Origin of the sequence: Lentzea jiangxiensis (assembly GCF_900104175.1) — a bacterium.
In the GTDB taxonomy this organism is placed as follows: Bacteria; Actinomycetota; Actinomycetes; order Mycobacteriales; family Pseudonocardiaceae; genus Lentzea; species Lentzea jiangxiensis.
Genome location: NZ_FNIX01000001.1, coordinates 903,829 through 921,383, shown reverse-complemented (window position 1 = coordinate 921,383; position 17,555 = coordinate 903,829). Strand labels below are relative to the sequence as shown.

Annotated in this window: 20 protein-coding genes; 6 read left to right on the top strand and 14 right to left on the bottom strand. The window is 71.1% G+C overall.

Annotated features, from left to right (window positions below):
- Nucleotides 1-88 precede the first annotated feature (88 nt).
- From mnmA to BLQ91_RS04515, 9 genes are all read right to left on the bottom strand, one after another.
- Nucleotides 89-1,171 carry a tRNA 2-thiouridine(34) synthase MnmA gene (gene mnmA, locus BLQ91_RS04555; protein ID WP_090095348.1) on the bottom strand — a complete coding sequence of 361 codons (1,083 nt, stop codon included), beginning with the start codon at nucleotides 1,169-1,171 and terminating at the stop codon, nucleotides 89-91.
- The gene (locus BLQ91_RS04550) at nucleotides 1,168-2,337 is read right to left on the bottom strand and encodes a cysteine desulfurase family protein (RefSeq protein WP_090095347.1); all 1,170 of its coding nucleotides are present in this window, start codon (nucleotides 2,335-2,337) and stop codon (nucleotides 1,168-1,170) included. The genes mnmA and BLQ91_RS04550 overlap by 4 nt, the downstream gene beginning before the upstream one ends.
- Nucleotides 2,337-3,680, bottom strand: coding sequence for an MFS transporter (locus BLQ91_RS04545; protein ID WP_090095346.1), 1,344 nt, complete (start codon nucleotides 3,678-3,680; stop codon nucleotides 2,337-2,339). Before BLQ91_RS04545 ends, BLQ91_RS04550 begins: the two co-directional genes overlap by 1 nt.
- Nucleotides 3,637-4,509 carry a lysophospholipid acyltransferase family protein gene (locus tag BLQ91_RS04540; RefSeq protein ID WP_245733095.1) on the bottom strand — a complete coding sequence of 291 codons (873 nt, stop codon included), beginning with the start codon at nucleotides 4,507-4,509 and terminating at the stop codon, nucleotides 3,637-3,639. The genes BLQ91_RS04545 and BLQ91_RS04540 overlap by 44 nt, the downstream gene beginning before the upstream one ends.
- On the bottom strand, nucleotides 4,506-5,279 hold the full coding sequence (locus BLQ91_RS04535; RefSeq protein ID WP_090095345.1) for a GNAT family N-acetyltransferase: 774 nt from the start codon (nucleotides 5,277-5,279) through the stop codon (nucleotides 4,506-4,508). Before BLQ91_RS04535 ends, BLQ91_RS04540 begins: the two co-directional genes overlap by 4 nt.
- A gap of 129 nt (nucleotides 5,280-5,408) precedes the next feature.
- Nucleotides 5,409-5,738, bottom strand: coding sequence for a hypothetical protein (locus BLQ91_RS04530; RefSeq protein ID WP_143022527.1), 330 nt, complete (start codon nucleotides 5,736-5,738; stop codon nucleotides 5,409-5,411).
- 92 nt (nucleotides 5,739-5,830) lie between these two features.
- The gene (locus BLQ91_RS04525) at nucleotides 5,831-6,247 is read right to left on the bottom strand and encodes an Imm10 family immunity protein (protein WP_090095343.1); all 417 of its coding nucleotides are present in this window, start codon (nucleotides 6,245-6,247) and stop codon (nucleotides 5,831-5,833) included.
- A 126-nt stretch (nucleotides 6,248-6,373) separates the two neighbouring features.
- The gene (locus tag BLQ91_RS04520) at nucleotides 6,374-7,327 is read right to left on the bottom strand and encodes an electron transfer flavoprotein subunit alpha/FixB family protein (RefSeq protein ID WP_090095342.1); all 954 of its coding nucleotides are present in this window, start codon (nucleotides 7,325-7,327) and stop codon (nucleotides 6,374-6,376) included.
- A 13-nt stretch (nucleotides 7,328-7,340) separates the two neighbouring features.
- Nucleotides 7,341-8,123, bottom strand: a complete 783-nt coding sequence (locus BLQ91_RS04515; protein WP_090095341.1) for an electron transfer flavoprotein subunit beta/FixA family protein — start codon at nucleotides 8,121-8,123, stop codon at nucleotides 7,341-7,343.
- Nucleotides 8,124-8,336: 213 nt separating this feature from the next.
- On the opposite strand from BLQ91_RS04515, the gene BLQ91_RS04510 reads away from it, so the two are divergent.
- Nucleotides 8,337-9,179 carry a DegV family protein gene (locus BLQ91_RS04510; protein ID WP_090095340.1) on the top strand — a complete coding sequence of 281 codons (843 nt, stop codon included), beginning with the start codon at nucleotides 8,337-8,339 and terminating at the stop codon, nucleotides 9,177-9,179.
- Nucleotides 9,180-9,243: 64 nt separating this feature from the next.
- A complete protein-coding gene (locus BLQ91_RS41055; protein ID WP_176959565.1) occupies nucleotides 9,244-9,396 on the top strand; it encodes a hypothetical protein in 153 nt (50 codons plus the stop codon).
- Here the strand turns inward: BLQ91_RS41055 and BLQ91_RS04505 are convergent.
- From BLQ91_RS04505 to BLQ91_RS04490, 4 genes are all read right to left on the bottom strand, one after another.
- Nucleotides 9,393-10,226, bottom strand: coding sequence for an isocitrate lyase/PEP mutase family protein (locus tag BLQ91_RS04505; protein ID WP_090095339.1), 834 nt, complete (start codon nucleotides 10,224-10,226; stop codon nucleotides 9,393-9,395). The two genes, BLQ91_RS41055 and BLQ91_RS04505, sit on opposite strands and share 4 nt — an antisense overlap.
- 293 nt (nucleotides 10,227-10,519) lie before the next feature.
- Nucleotides 10,520-11,188, bottom strand: coding sequence for a hypothetical protein (locus BLQ91_RS41050; protein ID WP_176959564.1), 669 nt, complete (start codon nucleotides 11,186-11,188; stop codon nucleotides 10,520-10,522).
- A 77-nt stretch (nucleotides 11,189-11,265) separates the two neighbouring features.
- Nucleotides 11,266-11,541 (bottom strand): hypothetical protein, encoded by a 276-nt coding sequence (locus tag BLQ91_RS04495; RefSeq protein WP_090095337.1) that lies wholly within the window; start codon nucleotides 11,539-11,541, stop codon nucleotides 11,266-11,268.
- The gene (locus BLQ91_RS04490; protein WP_090095336.1) at nucleotides 11,538-12,488 is read right to left on the bottom strand and encodes a coiled-coil domain-containing protein; all 951 of its coding nucleotides are present in this window, start codon (nucleotides 12,486-12,488) and stop codon (nucleotides 11,538-11,540) included. The genes BLQ91_RS04495 and BLQ91_RS04490 overlap by 4 nt, the downstream gene beginning before the upstream one ends.
- A gap of 315 nt (nucleotides 12,489-12,803) precedes the next feature.
- Here BLQ91_RS04490 and BLQ91_RS04485 point away from each other — a divergent pair, with 315 nt between their 5' ends.
- Nucleotides 12,804-13,646, top strand: a complete 843-nt coding sequence (locus BLQ91_RS04485) for a DegV family protein (protein ID WP_176959563.1) — start codon at nucleotides 12,804-12,806, stop codon at nucleotides 13,644-13,646.
- Here the strand turns inward: BLQ91_RS04485 and BLQ91_RS04480 are convergent.
- A complete protein-coding gene (locus BLQ91_RS04480) occupies nucleotides 13,635-13,985 on the bottom strand; it encodes a TetR-like C-terminal domain-containing protein (RefSeq protein WP_176959607.1) in 351 nt (116 codons plus the stop codon). The genes BLQ91_RS04485 and BLQ91_RS04480 overlap by 12 nt on opposite strands.
- A 102-nt stretch (nucleotides 13,986-14,087) precedes the next feature.
- Between BLQ91_RS04480 and BLQ91_RS04475 the strand changes: the two genes are divergently transcribed.
- Genes BLQ91_RS04475 through BLQ91_RS04465 form a run of 3 tightly spaced genes read left to right on the top strand, consistent with a single transcriptional unit; the run spans nucleotide 14,088 to nucleotide 17,537 of the window.
- Entirely contained in the window at nucleotides 14,088-14,825 is a 738-nt protein-coding gene (locus tag BLQ91_RS04475; RefSeq protein WP_090095333.1) for a class I SAM-dependent methyltransferase, read from the top strand.
- On the top strand, nucleotides 14,822-16,285 hold the full coding sequence (locus BLQ91_RS04470; RefSeq protein WP_090095332.1) for a 1,4-alpha-glucan branching protein domain-containing protein: 1,464 nt from the start codon (nucleotides 14,822-14,824) through the stop codon (nucleotides 16,283-16,285). The genes BLQ91_RS04475 and BLQ91_RS04470 overlap by 4 nt, the downstream gene beginning before the upstream one ends.
- 4 nt (nucleotides 16,286-16,289) lie before the next feature.
- The gene (locus BLQ91_RS04465) at nucleotides 16,290-17,537 is read left to right on the top strand and encodes a glycosyltransferase family 4 protein (RefSeq protein ID WP_090095331.1); all 1,248 of its coding nucleotides are present in this window, start codon (nucleotides 16,290-16,292) and stop codon (nucleotides 17,535-17,537) included.
- The last annotated feature ends 18 nt before the right edge of the window (nucleotides 17,538-17,555 follow it).

The following is a 17,555-nucleotide window of genomic DNA, read 5'->3' as shown; positions in this document are numbered from 1 at the left end:
CGGGCGGCCAGGTCCGACTCCGGGAACAACGCGTCCATGAACGTCACACAGCGAACGCTAGATCCGCTTTCCCGGCCCTACAAGCGATTTAGCCGGTGGCGTCGATGGTCGCGCTCGCCAGCACGACGTCGCCCGCCGCGTCCTCGCGGTAGATCGCGACTGCCTGGCCGGGCGCCACGCCCTTGAGCGGCTCCCGCAGCCGCACCCGCAGCACGCCGTCTACCAGCTCGGCCACCGCCGGAGCGGTGCCGCCGTGGGCCCGCACCTGCGCGACGCACTCGACCGGCCCGTCGAACGGAACGTGCGCCACGGGCGAGGAAGCGGAAATGCCGGTCACGGCGAGCTTCTCGACCGAGCCGACCCGGACGTTGCCCGACACCGGCTCCAGCGCGAGCACGTACCGCGGCCGTCCGTCGGGGGCGGGACCGTCGATGCCGAGGCCCTTGCGCTGGCCCACGGTGAACTCGTGCACACCCGCGTGCCGGCCGAGCACCGCGCCGGTCGCGTCGTCGATCAGCAGGCCCGGCTTGGTCTCCATCCGACCGGCCAGGAACTTCTGCGTGTCGCCGTCCGGGATGAAGCAGATGTCGTGGCTGTCCGGCTTCTTCGCGACCGACAGGCCGCGCGACGCCGCCTCGGCCCGGACGTCGTCCTTCGTCGTGTCCCCCAACGGGAACATGGCGTGCGCGAGCTGGTCCGCCGTCAGCGACGCCAGCACGTAGGACTGGTCCTTGCCCAGGTCGGCCGAGCGGCGCAGCTCGGGACGGCCGTCGACCACCTCGAGGCGCGCGTAGTGGCCGGTGCAGACGGCGTCGAAGCCCAGGGCGATCGCCTTGTCCAGCAACGCCTCGAACTTGATGCGCTCGTTGCAGCGCAGGCACGGGTTCGGCGTGCGGCCCGCCGCGTACTCCGCGACGAAGTCCTCGACGACCTCTTCGGTGAAGCGCTCGGCGAAGTCCCAGACGTAGAACGGGATGCCCATGAGGTCGGCCGCGCGCCGGGCGTCGTGGGCGTCCTCGACGGTGCAGCACCCGCGCGCCCCGGTGCGCAGGGTGCCGGGCTTCGCCGACAACGCCAGGTGCACGCCGGTCACGTCGTGCCCCGCTTCGACGGCGCGTGCCGCCGCCACCGCGGAGTCGACACCACCGCTCATCGCCGCGAGGACCTTCACTGCTGGACCACCTTCCGGGAACGCCTCATGCCTGCCAGACCCGCCGTGCGGGCCCTCTCCACCACCGGACCGATCACCGACACGAGTTTTTCAACATCGGCGCGGGTCGACGTATGCCCGAGCGAGAACCGCAGCGACCCCCGGGCCAGTGCCGGTTCGACGTCCATCGCGACGAGCACGTGGCTCGGCTGCGCGACACCGGCCGTGCACGCGGAGCCCGTCGAGCACTCGACACCGCGGGCGTCGAGCAGCATCAGCAGGCTGTCGCCCTCGCAGCCGGGGAACGTCAGGTGCGCGTTGCCGGGCAGCCGGTCGGCCGGATCACCGTTCAGGACCACGTCGGGCACCACCGCGCGCACCGACGCGATCAGCTCGTCGCGCAGCGCCGTCAGCTCGGCGGCGCGCTGTTCCTGCTCGTCGACGGCGATCCGCACCGCGCGCGCCAGGCCGACGATCGACGGCACGTCCAGTGTGCCGGACCGCACATCGCGCTCCTGGCCGCCACCGTGCAGCAACGGCGCGCACTTCACGTCACGCGCGAGGAGGAGCACACCGACGCCGTAGGGCCCGCCGACCTTGTGGCCGGTCATGGTCAGCGCGGAGGCACCGGAGGCGGCGAAGTCGACGGGGACGGCGCCCACGGCCTGCACCGCGTCCGTGTGGAACGGCACACCGCGCTCGGCGCACACGGCGGCGATGTCGTGCACGGGGTTGATGGTGCCGACCTCGTTGTTCGCCCACATCGTGGTGACGAGCGCGACGTCGTCGTCCAGCGCCTCGGCCACGGACTCGGCGGACACGCGGCCGAAGTGGTCGGTCGGCAGCCAGGTCACTTCGGCACCCCGGTGCTCCAGCCACTCGACGGCGTCCAGCACGGCGTGGTGCTCGACGGCGGAGGCCAGCACGCGGCGCTTCCCGCTCGCCCAGTAGATGCCCTTGACCGCGAGGTTGTCGCTCTCAGTGCCGCCGCCGGTGAACAGCACCTCGGACGGCCGGGCGCCCAGGGCGTCGGCGATCGTCTCGCGGGCCTCCTCGACCGCTCGCCGCGCCCGCCTGCCGGAGGTGTGCAGCGACGAGGCGTTGCCCGTGGTGGACAACGCCTCGGTCATGGCCGCGACCGCCTCGGGGTGCATGGGGGTCGTGGCCGCGTGGTCGAGATAAGCCATCAGGACTCAAGGGTAGCCCGCATGCGGGGCCCGGTCAGAACCGCTCCCACCACGGCCAACACCGCCATCGACAGGTTCAGCGCCACCACGCCCGCGGTCGGCGCCGTCGCCACGACCAGCACACCGCCGATGCCGATCATGGTCGCCGAGAACAGCATGTCGCTGATCTGCAGCGCGGCCGAGTTGAAACCGCGGTCGGCCTCGGGTGACGCCGCCATCATCAGCACGCCGACGCTGGACGTCGCCATGCCCATGCCGGCGCCCGCGACGCCCCACAGGACCGGTGTGAGCCAGGCGGGACCCCACGAGGGTGCGATGAGCGTCACGGCCGCGATGCCGGTCGCGGAGAACAGGAACCCGGCGCGCACGAGGGTGTGGCGCTCGATCTCGGGGTGCCGTGAGGCCCACATCGACGCACCGGCCCAGCCGAGCGCGCTCAGGGTGAGCGGGATGCCCGCCTCCAGGGGCGAGTAGCCGTGCACGACGGTCAGCGTGAGCGGGATGAAGCCCTCGACCGCGAAGAACGAGCCCGCCAGCAGGCCGCGGGCGAGGATCGTGACGGGCAGGCCGCGCCGGGCGAGGAGCGTGCCCTTCGGCAGCAGGACGCGCAGGGCCGGTGCCAGCAGCAGCACCGCCACCGCGAGCAGCCACCACGTGCGGTGCTGCAACGCCCAGCTCAGGCCCACCACGCCGGCGCCGACGGCCACGGCGGCGGCCGGCAGGTGCCTGCGCTGCGGTGGCGTGGCGCCGTGCGGGGGCAGCTTCTTGAGCACCGGGACGAGCAGGACGCTGCCGAGCAGGATCAGCGGCACGACCGCGAGGAACACCCAGCGCCAGCTCAGGTGCTCGGTGGCCCAGCCCGCGACCGCCGGCCCGACCAGCGACGGGATCACCCACGCCGAGGAGAGCGCGCCGAACACGGCCGGCCGGTCCTCCTCGGAGTAGGCGAGCGCGATCAGCACGTAGACCGCGACGATCAGGAAGCCCGCGCCGAAGCCCTGCAGGACCCGGCCGACGAGCAGCGTCGTCATGGTCTGCGCCGCACCGGCGACCACGAGGCCGGCGAGGAACAGCACCACCCCGATCAGCACCGCGGGCTTGGGTCCGCGCCGGTCCGACAACCGTCCGGAGAACACCGTCGCGATGACGCTCGCCGCCAGGTTCGCGAGGAACGGCCACGCGTAGAGCGCCTCGCCCCTCAGCTCGCGGACCATCGTGGGCATCGCCGTGCTGACCCCCATCACCTCGAAGGCGAGCAGGGTGACCAGCAGGAGGATGCCCGTGGTGGGCCAGCGGCGGTCAGGCGACCAGAGACGAGATGGTGCGGGAGCGGTGACTGTCACCCCCTGATGGTGCTATCTCCAGTTCGGTCGAGGTCAAGCGGCTCGACTGCTCTTCGGCGAGTTTCGCGAGCTCCCTGCGCGTCGCGGCCCTGCCGGGAGCGATCTCGTCGAGCACGTGCACCTCGACGACCAGGCCTTTCACCTTCAGCACGCGGCGGATCGAGTCGACGAGCGTGTCGCTGCCGATGAACGCCGGCTGCGTCGTCAGGTGGTCGCCGATCCGGTAGCGCAGCACGATCGGCCGCACCGGCACACCGGCGTCGAGCGCCGCCTGGAACAGCGCCGGCTTGTAGCGCCCGGACGCGAGCCCGCACCACGTCGTGCCCTCGGCGTGGATGCCGACGGCACTGCCGCCGCGCAGGGTCGCCGCCAGCTCGTCGACGGTGCGGGGCAGCTCGCGGAGCCGTTCGCGGTCGAGGTAGACGGTGCCCGCCGCGGTGATGATCCGGCCGAGCACCGGCCAGCTCTTGACGTCCTTCTTGGCGACGAGCTTGATCGGCTGCACCGAGTCGATCGCGAGCTCGTCGAGCCACGACACGTGGTTGCTCGCGACGAGCACGCCGCGCTCGGGGATCTCCTGGAACCTCCGCGCGCCGTGCACCTCCAGCCGGACGCCGAACGCCCGGAGCACGACGCGGAACCACAGCCTGATGGCGCTCTCGCGCTGCTTGCCCGGCAGCAGGAGGGCGAGGCCGATCGCGACACCGCACAGCAGTGCGGTGACCGCCGTGACCGCCCGCCAGACCTGGCGGACCCTGCCGACCTCCGCGGGCGTCGCGCCGACGCACCCGTCACCGCACGGCGACGCGGGCATCCAGGCGTGGCTCACGACGTCTCCCCCAGGAAGAACTTGAGGTAGCGCTGGTCCAGGTGGTCCATGCCGAGCAGGATGAACAGGTCGGCGACCCCGAAGTCCGCGTCGAGCGCGGGCCGTCCGCAGATCTTGGCGCCGAGCCGCAGGTAGCCCTTCAGCAGCGGCGGCAGCACCGTCTTCTCCGGCCGCGCGACGCTGTCGACGTCCCACGGGTTGTGCGGCGTGACGCGGTACCGCTCGGGCGCGAAGTGCTTGGCGTGCACCACGTCCCACACCCCGGCCGCGAAGCTGCCGCCGTCCTGCAGGGGGATCGACGCGCACCCGACGAGCCACTTGTGGCCGCTCAGCAACATGTACCGCGCGATGCCCGCCCACACGAGGCTGACGACAGCGCCGTTGCGGTGGTCGGGGTGCACGCACGAGCGCCCGGTCTCGACGGTGCTGTGCCGGATGTCGTCGAGGTTGGCGAGGTCGAACTCGCCGTCGCTGTAGAGCCGCCCGGCCTCCCTGGCCCGCTCGGGCGGCAGCATGCGGTAGCCGCCGACGATTTCGCCGGTCCGGTCGTCCCGCACCACGAGGTGGTCGCAGTGCCGGTCGAACTCGTCGACGTCGTGGCCGGGCACGCCGGTGCGCAGCGTCGCCCCCATCTCACCGGCGAACACCTCGTAACGCAGTTTCTGCGCGGCGACGACCTCTTCGCTGTCACGGGCGACGAGGAGGGAGTAGCGAGGAGCGTCCGCGTCCTGTCGGACAGGGGTGCTGACAAGCAGTTCCGGCTGCGTCATGCGAACCAGGGTGGGGCCGGGTCGGCGAATGACAGCAGGTCAGAACGATGACCGGTCAGTGGCAGTCGGGTTAACCCCCGGAGATGCGAAAAGCCCCTCCTCGCGGAGGGGCTTCGCGGGCCGCGGGACTCAGCACCACTTGGGCTTGTTGTACTCCGCGATGCCCTTGAGCCGGTTGTACTCGAAGGACCGCGTCTCGCCGAACGGGATGCTCTTGCAGTCCGGGTCGAAGCCGCGCGAGACGTCGATGCTCGCCTTGCGCTTGGTGGCGTGGCAGTTGAGCAGCGTGACGATGCCGCTGCCACCGAAGTTCGCGTCCTTCTCGCCCATGAAGTAGAGCTTCTGCTGACGTCCGGTGCACGGGCGGTCGGCACTGGCCGGCGCGGCGGCGAGCGTCATGAAACCGGCGGCCATCGTCAGGCCGAGCACCACGGACGCCACTCGCTTGATCTGTCGCATCAGGACCCTTTCATCCGGTCGATGCGGACAGACTTCGCCAAAGCCCTGACATATCCCTGACTACCTTTAGCATCCCGAAACGGACATCCGCTTCAGGCGAGGTCGCCACCCAGCACCGGGCGGAAGCTCTCGCGCCCGAACGTGAAGACGCGCCGGTAGCCGTCCGCCAGTTCCGCGACGACGTCCGGGGCGAGGTCGAGCTCCAGCGAGAGGACGGGCCCGGCCAGTTCGAGCTCCGCGACCGCCTTATCGGAGAACTCCAGCACCAGCACGCCGCCGGTGAGCTCCGCCCGGGTCACGCCGCCGTACGTGCAGCGGTGTTCGTCGTCGACGACGCAGTACGAGTCCATGTCGTAGTCGGCGTCGTCGAGGTCGTCCTCGCTCGCCGTGACCATCAGCTGCCTGCCGCCGCCGTCGGGCTGCTCGGCGACGCCGACCGTGAACATGGTCCGGTCTTCGTCCTCGAAACCCATGCCGTGGCCTCGCACGACGAAGCTGTTGTCGCTCAACGCTCTTCTCCCCGGGAACTCGTCACCGCCGGCCGCGACCAGCAGCGGTCTCCGGTCGTGAAGACGACCTTAAACGCCAACGGCCGCCCCACCGAGGCGGGGCGGCCGTTGTCAGCGCGGAGGTGCTCAGCCCTTGCGCTTGGCGACTTCTTCCTTCAGCTGCGGGGCGACGTTGAACAGGTCGCCCACCACGCCGAAGTCGGCGATCTCGAAGATCGGGGCCTCGGGGTCCTTGTTGACCGCGACGATCGTCTTCGAGGTCTGCATGCCGGCGCGGTGCTGGATGGCACCGGAGATGCCCAGCGCCACGTACAGCTGCGGCGAGACCGTCTTGCCGGTCTGGCCGACCTGGAACTGGTGCGGGTAGTAGCCCGAGTCGACCGCGGCGCGCGAGGCACCGACGGCGGCACCGAGCGAGTCCGCGAGCTCCTCGACGACGGAGAACTTGTCGGCGGAACCGACGCCGCGACCACCGGAGACGACGACCGAGGCCTCGGTCAGCTCCGGGCGGTCGCCACCGACGACGGCCTCGCGCGAGGTCACGCGGGCGGACTTGGCGGCGTCCACGGAGATGGAGACCGACTCGTCCAGCACGGCGTCCGCCGTGGACTCCTCGGCCTCGACGCCGCCGGGGCGGACGGTGATGACCGGGGTGCCCTTGCTGACCTTCGCCTTGACGACGAACGCGCCACCGAAGATGGACTGCACGCCGGTGCCGTCGGCCTCGACGTCCACGACGTCGACCAGCCAGCCGGAGCCGATGCGCGCGGCGAGACGGCCCGCGACCTCCTTGCCCTCGACCGTCGCGGAGACGAGCACCGCGGACGCGTTCGGGACGAGGGCGGCCAGCGCGTCGACCTTCGGGGTCACGAGGAAGTTGGCGGCGTCGTCGGACTCGACGGCGTAGACCTTCGCGGCGCCGAACCTGCCGAGCGACTCGCGGATCTTGGACGCGGTGCCGGAGGCGCCCACGACCACGGCGGCCGGGGTGCCCAGGCGACGCGCGGCCGTCAGCAGCTCGTAGCTGACCTTCTTGACCTCGCCGTCGACGTGGTCGACCAGAACGAGAACTTCAGACATGACTTCCCCTCCCTCAGATGAGCTTCTGGCCGACGAGGAACTCGGCGATCTTCTGACCGCCGTCGCCACCGTCCTCGATGCGCTGACCCGCGCTGCGCGGCGGCTTCGGGGACGCCTCGAGCACCTGGGTGTGCGCACCGGACAGGCCGACCTCGGACGCGTCGACGCCGAGGTCCGCCACGGTCAGCGTGGAGACGGGCTTCTTCTTCGCGGCCATGATGCCCTTGAAGGACGGGTAGCGCGGCTCGTTGATCTTCTCGGTCACGGAGACCACGGCCGGCAGCGACGCCTCGACGAAGGCGACGCCCTCGTCGGTCTCGCGCTCGCCCTTGATCGTGGAACCGTCGACCGTGACCTTGCGCAGCTGGGTGACCTGCGGCAGGCCGAGCAGCTCGGCGAGGATGGCCGGGACAGCGCCCGCGCGGCCGTCGGTGGCCTCGTTGCCCGCGATGACCAGGTCGACGTTCTCGACCGTGCCGATCGCCTTCGCGAGGACCTTGGCCGTGGCCAGCGAGTCCGACCCGTGCAGGGCCTCGTCGCTCACGTGGATCGCCTTGTCGGCACCCATCGACAGCGCCTTGCGGATCGCGTCGGTGGCGCGGTCGGGACCCATCGCGATCACGGTGACCTCACCGCCGTGGGCTTCCTGCAGCAGCAGGGCCTCTTCGACGGCGCGCTCGTTGATCTCGTCGAGCACGGCATCCGCGGACTCGCGGTCAAGGGTGTGGTCGGCGTCGGTGAGCTTGCGCTCGGACCAGGTGTCAGGCACCTGCTTGACCAGGACAACAATGTTCATAGGTCCTCTTCGACCTCCTGCGGACGGGCGGCGACGCTTGCGCAGAGGACTCTAGAACTGCGCCGCCGGGTGTTCACGACCCTGCCATCACCCGGATGTTACCCGCCAGTAGCACGCGTGCAAACAGCAGCAAGCACCCCGCTAGCGTGACAGTTGTCACCCGTTGACGCCACCAACTGAGACTTAACCCATTCGGGTCTAGGCTGCGCTGACATGTACCGGCGAGTAGCTATCGTGACCGACTCCACGGCCTGCCTCCCGGCGCAGCTGACCAAGAAGCTCGGCATCGAAGTGGTGCAGATCCAGGTGCGGATCGGCGACCACACCGACGACGAGTCCCGCATCCCGGTCCCGGACCTGGTCTCGGCCATGCGTTCGAACGTGCCCGTGGCGACGATCCCACCCGATCCGGACTCGTTCTTCCGGACGTACCACGAACTGGCGACGCAGGGCGTTCGCTCGATCGTGTCCGTGCACGTGTCGAGCCGCCAGTCCGCCACCGTCGAGGCGGCCGGGGAAGCCGCCGCCAAGGTGCCCGTGCCCGTGCACGTCATCGACACCCACACCTGCGGGATGAGCATCGGCTACGCCGTCCAGGCCGCCGCGAAGGTCGCCGAGGCGGGCGGCAGCGTCGAGAAGGTGCTTGCGACGGCCCAGCGCCGCTTCGACAGGTCGACCGAGCTGATCTACGTGGACACGCTCGAGTACCTGCGCCGCGGCGGCCGCATCGGCGCCGCGGCCGCCCTGGTCGGCGGGGTGCTGTCGATGAAGCCGTTGCTGACCATGGCCGACGGCCAGATCACGCCGCTGGACAAGGTGATCGGCGCCGACCGCGCGCTCAACCGGATGCTCGACATCGCGGTCAAGCGCGCGGGCACCGACACCGTGGACGTGGCCGTGGAGCACTTCGACGCGGAGGAGAAGGCCTCGCGCCTGCTGCGCAACCTCCGCCGCAACGTGCCGAACGTCCGCCAGTTCATGGTGACGCAGGTCAGCTCGGCCATCGGCGCCCACGTCGGACCAGGTGCGCTCGGGATCACCGTTTCGCCGGTCTGACCGCCGGGAACTCCTGGGACGGTTTCGTCCGTTGAAATGGACGTAACGGACACCTGGAGGACCAATGGCCGGCTTCATGGACAAGATCACCAGGTTCCTGCGCAGCCCGCAGGGCCACAAGCTCCAATCCAAGGCTCGGCAGATGGCGCAGGACCCGCGCAAGCGCGCTCAGGCCGAACAGCTGCTGCGCAAGTTCCGCGGCGGCAAGAAGCACTAGCGGAAGAGGGCGTTGAGCTCGCCGTAGCCCAAGCCCTCACCGGTGCTGTCATAGGTGCCCTTGGCCAGCAACTCCTCGGCCGCCTTCTTGGCTGTCGCGTAGGCGGCTGACGCCAGCGCGGTGCCGACGCTGATCCTGGCGGCACCTGCGGTCCCGAGTTCTCGGACCGCGGGTGCGCCCGGACCGGCCAGCACGTTCAACGGCGCGTTGATGTTCCGCGCCAGCAGCTCCACGGTCTCGAGATCGGTGACGCCCGGCACGAAGATGCCGCTGGCTCCCGCCTCCAGGTAGACCCGCGCGCGGTCGAGCGCGTGCCGCAGCCGCTCCTTCGGCTCACCGATCCCCCGCAGGAACACGTCCACACGGGCGTTGATGTAGAGCGTCGGCCCACCTTCCCGTGCCGCCTGCAGACGTTCCCTCTGCTCCTGCACGTCCCTCAGCGCCGCGCCCTGCCCGTCCTCGATGTTGACGCCGGACGCGCCCGCCTCCTCGACGGCCTTCGCCGTCTCCGCGACCCCAGCGGCGTCCTCACCGAAGCCGGACTCGATGTCCGCGGTCACCGGAACCCCCACCGCCGCGGCGATCCTCGCGACGAGACCGATGGCGAGGTCGCGGTCGAGCGCGTCCCCGTCCGGCGCGCCGAGGCTCCACGCCACCCCGGCGCTGGTGGTGGCGACCGCCTTGGCACCGGCCGCCTCGACGATGAGGGCGGAGGCGACGTCCCAGGCGTTGGGGAGGACGAGCGGGCCCGGCGCGTGGAGGGCGTGGAAGAGAGCGGTGCGGTCAGTGGCGGAGCGGTCAGTGGCGGAGCGGTCAGTGGCGGAAGTCATGATCGATTGATATCAGCGCACGGGCGCGGTGTCCGGCCGGTTTCGGACATGGACCGATGAGTTTCCGACACGGCTGTGGGTGCGGCTGTGGGTGCGGCTGTGGAGTGCGGCTGTGGAGTGCGGCTGTGGGGTGCCGCCTGCCGGACGGGGGTGCGGCTGCCGGATTGGGGGTTCCGGGTGGCGGCGGCGTGGGGCCGCTGTGGTGGAGCGGACGACAGGCACGGCAGGCTCACGCAAGGGTCCCCTCGGAATCAGGCACCCCCGCGCACCAACGTACTCAGCGGGTCTGACACTCAATTGCTGTCCGCCTTGCGGCGCACCTCTTCGAACGTCCTCAGGTAGCGCTGCCGGAGGCCCTCCCGCTCCACCCGCGTCGTGTGTTCGACGGGCTGCGGCGCGGCGGGCGGCGGTGGCACGGGAGTGTCGGTGCCGGCCGCTACCGTTGATTCGGGGGCTTCGGGGTCCCCCAAGGGGGGATCGAGGTCCCCATCCTGATCGTATCGAGCGGCACCGACAGTTCCGGGCTCCTCGCTCGGCTCGGCGTCCTCGGCCACGGGACCGGGATCGCGTGCGGGATCGGTGGCCGGCTCGGCCGCGACGACCGGTTCCGGTACCGCCGCAGCGATCGGAACCTCGGCGGTCACCGGCTCAGGCTTCACAGCGGCCTCGGGCTTCACAGCAACCTCCGGCTGCGGCTCCCCCACCGGCTCGCCCACCGCTCGCAGGTCCAGCCGCGGCACCGACCTCAGCACCGGCCCCGACACCGGCTCCGGGAGCGACGCCAGCGCCGGTTCCAGCTGCGTCAGCCCCACCACCGGGTTGCGGTGGATCGGCCGCGTGTCGTAGTCGTCGGCGACCGGCTCGACGGCGGGCTTGGGAACCCACGTGCGTTCGGCCGGCTGCTCCGGTTGAGCGGGCTCGGCCGGGGCGGTTTCCTCGCGGCGCCGCACCAGCGCGTACATCAGGGCCGCCCCCAACGTGAAGGACAGCACGCACAGCCCGAATACGAACCCGACTGCCCCTGCCATTGCGAAGGCTCCTAGCTCACGAGGACGTCGATCTGAGGTCCGAAGTCCGCGGGCGGGCCCCACGCCGGGTCCACGACGACCCGCGTGGTGATCGTGCTCGCCACGCCTCGGCGCACGTCCTCGCCGCGGCCCACGAGGGACGCGGTGCCCGGCGCGGAGGCGACGCCCTTGACCGAATGGGTGGTGAACAGGTCGCGCACCGCCTGCTGGGCCACCGCCGGGGCTGCGGGCGAGGACGACGCGGGCACCACCTGCGCGCCTGCGACAAGCGGCGTGCGGCGTTTCACGAGGCGGCCACCTGCTCCGGGATGTGCACGGGCGTGATCCGGTCCGCGGCCACGGAGAGGGTGGCGCGGGCCGCGGCCAGCTGCGAGTGGACGACGCGGTGCAGCTCGTGCAGCTCGGCGGTGCGCTCGGCGACTTCCGCGAGGCGGCGCTGGGCTTCGCGGCACGCCATCTTCACCACGAACTCCGAGCGGGTGCGCGCCAGCGCCTCCTGCTCCCGCAGGTGGCGCGCGGCCTCGTTGCGGCGGCGGGTCATGGTCAGCTCGAGGAACTGCTCCGCCTTCTCGCGCTTGCGCTCGGAGTCGGCCTGCAGCGAGTTGCACTGCAGCGCGGTCTCCCGCAGCAGCCTGTCCGCGTCGGCCTGGGCCTGGGCGACCGCCTCGCCGCACTCGCGCTCCACCTCGTCGGCGCGCTGGCGGTGCTGGGCCTCGAGGTCGGCGCAGCGGCGTTCCACCTCGAGCTCACGGCGTTCCATCTCGGCGGCACGGGTGGCGCACTCCTGGCGCGACGCGTGGAGCTCGGCCTCGGCCTCGGCGCGCATGGCCGCGGCCTCCTGCTCGGCGGCGGCGCGCAGCGCGGCCAGCTCCACGTCGGTGCGCGCGCGGAGGTCGGCGCACTCGCGTTCGGTCTGCAGGTGCATCTCCGCGGTCTCTTCCTCGGCGAGGCGGAGCATGCGGTGCATCCGTTCGGTCGCGCTCGCGTGCGTGCCCGAGGTCGACTCGAGGCGCTCGATCCTGGTGCGCGCCTCCTCGAGGTCTTGGCGCGTCATCTCCAGCAGCTTGCGCAGATCGGCCGCCTGTGCCAGCGCCTCGTCCCGGTCGAGGCTCGTGAAGCGCAACTGCTCCTCGAGACCCTCGATGTGCTCGACGACCTGACGTCGGTGAAAACCTCGGTAGACAACGTCGAAACCGGCGTGCAGCGGAACCAGTTCCTGCTCTTTTGCACCCATGGTCACCTACTCGCTCAACCAGGCTGAAGATTGAGCGAGCTTACCCACGGCCCATGACCTCAAGCAGCGTCGAAAGTGGACGGAACGGCTCCGCGAAAATCGCCCCATAGCACCACTTTCCAGCACAAACACCGTAAATGTAGATCAACACCAGACAAGCCGCAGTCACCCGATTGTGTCTGGCGAGGCGCCTTTCCGGAGCGGCTGGCCGGTGCGTTCGGCGTACACGGAATGCAACCGCGAAGGTCGAGATCACACGAATTGCCATCCATCGGTCGTGGCCACTTCGATCACCCTTGGTTAACCTTCTCGTTCGTGTCCTCACGAGTAGCCGTCGTCACCGACTCGACCGCGTCGCTGCCCGCCCGCCTGGCGGACCGGTTCAACATCATCACGGTCCCCATGCAGCTGAAGATCGGGTCGGAACTGATCGACGAGGCATACGTGCCGACCGAGCGGCTGCTGCAGGCGATGGAGGCGCAGATCCCCATCTCGACGCAGCCGCCGGCGCCCGACGCGTTCTTCTGGGCCTACCAGGACGCGTGGGCGAAGGGCGCGGAGACGATCGTCTCGGTGCACGTGACGCCGAAGCTCTCCCCCGCGACGGACGCGGCGAAGGTGGCCGCGGCGAAGTCGCGCGTCCCGGTGTTCATCGTCGACTCGCACTCCTCGGGCATGACGCTCGGGTTCGCGGCGCTCGCGGCGGCGCGGATCGTGCAGTCCGGCGGCAACGTCCAGAACGCGCGCAGCGTCGCCGAGCAGCGCGGCCGCGACGCGAGCGTGCTGATCTACGTCGACACTCTGCAGTACCTGCGCCAGGCGGGCCGGGTGAGCGCGGCGGCGAAGGTCTTCGGCGACGCGCTGTCAGTCAAGCCGCTGCTCACGGTCGTCAACGGCGAGGTGGAGCCGTTCGGCAAGGCCGTCGGCCGCGACCGGGCGCTGGGCAAGCTCGTCGACAAGGCGGTGGCGCAGGCCTACGGGCGCAACGTCGACCTCGCCGTCGAGCACTTCGCTGCCGAGAAGGACGGCCACGAGCTGCTCCAGATGCTGCGCAAGCGGATCCCGCACGCGCGCGACATCGTCCTGACCCAGGTCAGCGCGGCCATCGGCGCGAACGTGGGGCCGGGCGCGCTGGCCGTCACGATCTCACCGTTCTGAGCCCAGCTCCGCCACTTCCTCCGCCGGCAGCAGACCGGCGTCGATCCCCATCGGCGTGAAGTGCCCGGCGAGCTCCAGCGAGAGCACGCCCTGCACCCGCGTCCAGAACGACAGCGCGCGGTGGACGGCCGGGGTCGGCGCCGGCAGGGAGGACGCCCACTGGCGGTTCATGCCCAGGACCAGGTCGAACGGCGTCCGCGGCGCCTCGTCCGCCGGTCCCCCGCACACCTGGAGCAGCACCGCCGGGATCTCGTCCGAGATCGCGGTGATGTCCTCGGGCGCGTGGTGGCCGGGCACCGGCGTGCCGTAGAGGAGCAGGTACCGGTGCGGATCGCTCAGCGCCCGAGTACATGGCCCCGACGACCACGGTGCTCGCCGGGACCGGTGTCGCCGTCGCCATCGCGCACCAGGTAGTTCGCAGGTGCTCTACTGACAAGTAACCTGACGGGCGTGACCCTCCCCCTGACCGGCGAACGCACAGTGCCCGGTATCGCGGAAGAGAACTACTGGTTCCGGCGCCACGAGGCCGCATATCTGCACCTCATCCGCCACTGCGCGGACGCCGTCGTGCTGGAGGCGGGCTGCGGCGAGGGCTACGGCGCCCAGCTGATCCGCACGGTCGCCCGCAGGGTCGTCGCGCTCGACTACGACGAGCTGACGTCCCAGCACGTGTCGCGCGCGTACCCGCAGCTGGACGTTCTGCGCGGGAACCTCGCGACGCTGCCGTTGCGCGACGGCAGCGTGGACGTCGTCGCGAACCTGCAGGTCATCGAGCACCTCTGGGACCAGGAGGGCTTCCTCGCCGAATGCCGGCGGGTGCTGCGCCCCGGCGGGAAGCTCATCGTCACCACGCCGAACAGGCTGACGTTCTCGCCCGGCCAGGACACCCCGCTGAACCCGTTCCACACCAGGGAACTGGCACCGTCCGAACTGGACGAGATGCTGCGCGGGGCTGGTTTCCGCGTTGACGAACTGACGGGGCTGCGCCACGGCAGGAGGCTTGACATGCTCCTGAACGGACAGATCATCGACGCACAGGTCGAGGTCGCCCTGTCCGGTGCGCCGTGGCCCGCCGAGCTGAAGGAGGCGGTGGAGTCGGTGACGGTGCAGGACTTCGACATCACGCCCGACGACATGGACGCGTCCCTCGACCTCGTCGCCGTGGCGGTGCGCACGTGACCTCCACGAAGTCCGAGGGAACGTTCTGCCTGGTCCTGCACAGCCACCTGCCCTGGCTCGCCCACCACGGCGCGTGGCCGGTCGGCGAGGAGTGGCTCTACCAGGCGTGGGCGCACTCGTACCTGCCCGTCGTGGACATGCTGCGCCGGTTCGCCGACGAGGGCCGCACCGACGTCCTCACGCTCGGCGTCACACCGGTCCTGGCCGCGCAGCTCGACGACCCGTACTGCCTGCGGGGCATGCACGACTGGCTCGGCAACTGGCACCTGCGCTCGCACTTCGCCGGGGAGCGGCTGCCCGAGCTGTCCGCGTACGAGCACCGCGCGTCGTCGTGGGCGCTGGAGAGGTTCGAAAACCAGTGGCGGCACGGTTTCTCGCCCCTGCTGCGGTCCCTTGTGGACTCCTCGGCCATCGAGCTGCTCGGCGGTCCGGCGACGCACCCGTTCCAGCCGTTGCTGGCCCCGGAGGTGCGGGCTTTCGCGCTGCGGACCGGCCTGGACGACACGGCGCTGCGCGTCGGCCGCGCGCCGGAGGGGATCTGGGCGCCGGAGTGCGGTTACTCGCCCGGCATGGAGGCGGGGTACGCGGCGGCCGGCGTGCGGCGGTTCCTGGTCGACGGGCCCGCGCTGCACGGCGACACCTCGTCCGCGCACCCCGTGGGATCGTCGGACGTGCTGGCGTTCGGGCGCGACCTCGAGGTCTCGTACCGCGTCTGGTCGCCGAAGGTCGGCTATCCGGGCGATGCCGCGTACCGGGATTTTCACACCTACGACCACCCTACGGGCCTCAAGCCGTCGCGCGTGACGGGCAAGAACGTGGCGCCGGAGGACAAGCGGCCGTACGACCCGCTGCTGGCGCGCGAGGCTCTCGACCGGCACGTGGCCGACTTCGTCGAGACCGTCGTGAGGCGGCTGCGGGCGATCGACGGCGGCCTGGTCGTCGCGGCCTACGACACCGAGCTGTACGGGCACTGGTGGCACGAGGGTCCTCTGTGGCTGGAGGCCGTGCTGCGCGCGCTGCCCGAGGCGGGTGTCCGCGTCACGACGTTGCGCGGCGCCGCCGAGGCGGGTCACGTGGGCGCGCCGGTCGAGCTGCCGGCGTCGTCGTGGGGCAGCGGCAAGGACTGGCGCGTGTGGGACGGTGCGCAGGTGTCCGACATCGTGTCGCTGAACGCGTCGGTGCAGCAGGAGTTGCTGGGACTGGACTTCTCCTCCGACGTGCGGGATCCGGTGCTGGACCAGGCGGTGCGCGAGGCGCTGCTGGCGTTGTCGAGCGACTGGGCCTTCATGGTCACCAAGGACTCGGCCGCCGACTACGCCCGGTACCGCGCGAAGATTCACAGCGACCGCTTCAGCGAGCTCGCGGCGCTGGCGCGCGGCGGTCGTGGACGTGCGAGGGCGGCGGAACTCCGCGCGGCGGACGGCCCGTTCGGGCATCTGGACGCGCGAGGAATGAGGTAACGGGATGCGCGTGCTGATGTTGTCGTGGGAGTACCCGCCGGTGGTCGTCGGCGGGCTGGGCAGGCACGTCCACGCGCTCGCGACACAGCTGGCCGCGCAGGGGCACGACGTCGTCGTGCTCTGCCGGCAACCCTCCGGCACCGACGCCGTCACGCACCCCACCGTCGACGTGGTGAGCGAGGGCGTGCGGCTGGTCCGCGTCGCCGAGGACCCGGCGCACTTCGTGTTCGAGAAGGACCTCCTGGCGTGGACCCTCGCGATGGGCCACGCGATGACGCGCGCCGGCCTGGCGCTGGACTCGTGGCGCCCGGACGTCGTGCACGCGCACGACTGGCTCGTCGCACACCCGGCCGTGGCGCTGGCCGAGGCGTTCGGCGTGCCGCTGGTGGCGACGATCCACGCGACCGAGGCGGGCCGGCACTCCGGCTGGCTGTCGCACCCGCTGAACCAGCAGGTGCACTCGGTGGAGTGGTGGCTCGCGAACCGCGCCGACTCGCTGATCACCTGCTCGTCGGCGATGCGCGGCGAGGTCGCGCAGCTGTTCGAAGTGGACACCGCCGACGTCTCCGTGCTGCACAACGGCATCGAGCCCGGCGGCTGGAAGGTGCGCGCGAAGGACGTCGGCGCCGCCCGCCGCGCCTACTCGCCGCACGGCGACCCGCTGCTGCTGTTCTTCGGCCGCATCGAGTGGGAGAAGGGCGTCCAGGACCTGATCGCCGCCCTGCCCCGGATCCGCCGCTTCCACCGCGGCACGCGCGTCGTCGTCGCCGGTGGCGGCTCGCAGACCGAGTGGCTGCGGGACCAGGCGCGCAAGCACCGCGTGCTGCGCGCCGTGGAGTTCGTCGGCCACCTCTCCGACAGGTCGCTGGCGGCGTTGCTCACCGCGGCCGACGCCGTCGTGCTGCCCTCGCGCTACGAACCCTTCGGCATCGTCGCCCTGGAGGCCGCCGCGGCCGGGACTCCCCTGGTCGCCTCGACCGCCGGCGGGCTCGGCGAGGTCGTGGTGGACGGCGTCACCGGTCTGTCGTTCGCGCCCGGTGACGTGGACGGACTCGCGCGCGGCGTGCGTGCCGTGCTCTCCGACCCCACCTCGGCGGCGGCTCGCGCCCGTGCCGCGAAAGCACGTCTGGCCACCGACTTCAACTGGGCCACCATCGCTTCCGACACGGCGGCCGTCTACGCGAAGGCCTCGGTGCGCGAGCCGCGCGTCCTCGGGCGTCCCAAGATCGCGACGGGAAACCTGTTCACCTAGGTCCGCTACAGTCGCCGG

Coding starts and splice junctions, on each gene's coding strand:
- BLQ91_RS04550 (WP_090095347.1), bottom strand. CDS start 2,337: ATGGCTTATCTCGACCACGCGGCCACGACCCCCATGCACCCCGAGGCG.
- BLQ91_RS04535 (WP_090095345.1), bottom strand. CDS start 5,279: ATGACGCAGCCGGAACTGCTTGTCAGCACCCCTGTCCGACAGGACGCG.
- BLQ91_RS04530 (WP_143022527.1), bottom strand. CDS start 5,738: ATGCGACAGATCAAGCGAGTGGCGTCCGTGGTGCTCGGCCTGACGATG.
- BLQ91_RS04520 (WP_090095342.1), bottom strand. CDS start 7,327: ATGTCTGAAGTTCTCGTTCTGGTCGACCACGTCGACGGCGAGGTCAAG.
- BLQ91_RS04515 (WP_090095341.1), bottom strand. CDS start 8,123: ATGAACATTGTTGTCCTGGTCAAGCAGGTGCCTGACACCTGGTCCGAG.
- BLQ91_RS04510 (WP_090095340.1), top strand. CDS start 8,337: ATGTACCGGCGAGTAGCTATCGTGACCGACTCCACGGCCTGCCTCCCG.
- BLQ91_RS41055 (WP_176959565.1), top strand. CDS start 9,244: ATGGCCGGCTTCATGGACAAGATCACCAGGTTCCTGCGCAGCCCGCAG.
- BLQ91_RS04505 (WP_090095339.1), bottom strand. CDS start 10,226: ATGACTTCCGCCACTGACCGCTCCGCCACTGACCGCTCCGCCACTGAC.
- BLQ91_RS41050 (WP_176959564.1), bottom strand. CDS start 11,188: ATGTACGCGCTGGTGCGGCGCCGCGAGGAAACCGCCCCGGCCGAGCCC.
- BLQ91_RS04490 (WP_090095336.1), bottom strand. CDS start 12,488: ATGGGTGCAAAAGAGCAGGAACTGGTTCCGCTGCACGCCGGTTTCGAC.
- BLQ91_RS04465 (WP_090095331.1), top strand. CDS start 16,290: ATGCGCGTGCTGATGTTGTCGTGGGAGTACCCGCCGGTGGTCGTCGGC.